The sequence below is a fragment of the Paraburkholderia sp. J41 genome (genome assembly GCF_905220235.1).
In the GTDB taxonomy this organism is placed as follows: domain Bacteria; phylum Pseudomonadota; class Gammaproteobacteria; order Burkholderiales; family Burkholderiaceae; genus Paraburkholderia.
This window is the reverse complement of the sequence record NZ_CAJMZE010000079.1, coordinates 1-1,469: the sequence shown is the minus strand read 5'-3', so window position 1 is coordinate 1,469 and position 1,469 is coordinate 1. Positions and strand designations below refer to the sequence as shown.

1 protein-coding gene is annotated in these 1,469 nt (G+C 63.4%); it reads left to right on the top strand.

The window, feature by feature from the left end; all coding sequences use genetic code 11:
* The coding region (locus U5805_RS31475) for an electron transfer flavoprotein-ubiquinone oxidoreductase (RefSeq protein ID WP_322107390.1) at window positions 1-1,469 on the top strand (1,469 nt) is incomplete at both ends.

Sequence of the window (1,469 nt, the reverse complement as noted above, 5' to 3'; positions counted from 1 at the left end):
CAGCTGGCAGCAGAGAAAAACGTCGAAATCGGCGTGTGCGTGCTCGAAAAAGGCTCGGAAATCGGGGCGCATATCCTCTCGGGCGCGGTCATGGACCCGCGCGCCATCTCCGAACTCTTTCCCGACTGGAAGGAAAAAGGCGCGCCGCTCGACGTGCCCGTGGCCGAGGACAAGTTCCTGTTCCTCTCCGAAACCGGCGCGAAGGCCGTGCCGAACTGGGCGCTGCCCGACAACTTCAAGAACCACGGCAACTATGTGATCAGCCTCGCGAACGTCACGCGCTGGCTCGGTCAGCAGGCCGAGGCGCTGGGCGTGGAGATTTTCCCCGGCTTTCCCGCCGCCGAAATCCTCTTCGACGAAAACGGCGCGGTGAAGGGCGTCGCCACCGGCAACATGGGCGTGGGCAAGGACGGCGAGCCCACGGAAAACTTCCAGCTCGGCATGGAGCTGCACGCGAAGTACACGCTGTTCTGCGAAGGCGCGCGCGGGCATCTGGGCCGTCAACTGAACGAAAAGCTCAAGCTCGACCGGGACGCCGATCCGCAGGTCTACGGCATCGGCATCAAGGAGCTGTGGGAGATCGACCCGGCGAAGCACCAGCCGGGCCTCGTGATCCACACCGCCGGCTGGCCGCTCGACAGCGACACCTACGGCGGCTCGTTCCTGTACCACATCGACAACAACCAGGTGATGGTCGGCTTTGTCGTCGGGCTTGCTTACCAGAATCCGTATCTTTCGCCGTTCGAGGAATTCCAGCGCTACAAGACGCATCCCGAGATCCGCAAATATCTCGAAGGCGGCAAGCGCGTTTCGTACGGCGCGCGCGCGATCACGGCGGGCGGGCTGATGTCGCTGCCGAAGCTCGTGTTCGCGGGCGGCGCGCTGGTGGGCGACGACGCGGGCTTTCTCAACGTCTCGCGCATCAAGGGCTCGCACGCGGCGATCAAGACCGGCATGCTCGCGGCCGAAGCCGCTTTCGATGCGGTGCAGGCCGGTCGTCAGCAGGACGAACTAACGGCTTATCCGGAAGCGTTCCGCCAGTCGTGGCTCTACACCGAGCTGTACAAGGCGCGCAATTTCAAGCAGTGGATGAGCAAAGGCCTGTATCTGGGCACGCTGATGGTGGGCATCGAGCAGAAGCTGCTGGGCGGCAACGTGCCGTGGACGCTGCATCACCAGCATCGCGACAACGAAATGCTGAAACCGGCTTCGCAATGCAAGCCGATCTCCTACCCGAAACCCGACGGCAAGCTCACGTTCGACCGGCTTTCCTCGGTGTTCATCTCGAACACGAATCACGAAGAGAACCAGCCGTCGCATCTCACGCTGAAAGACGCGAGCGTGCCCGTCGACGTGAACCTGCGCACGTATGCGGGGCCGGAGGCGCGCTTCTGCCCGGCGGCCGTGTACGAGTTCGTGAAGAACGACGACGGCAGCGACCGCTTGCAGATCAACGCGCAGAACTGCGT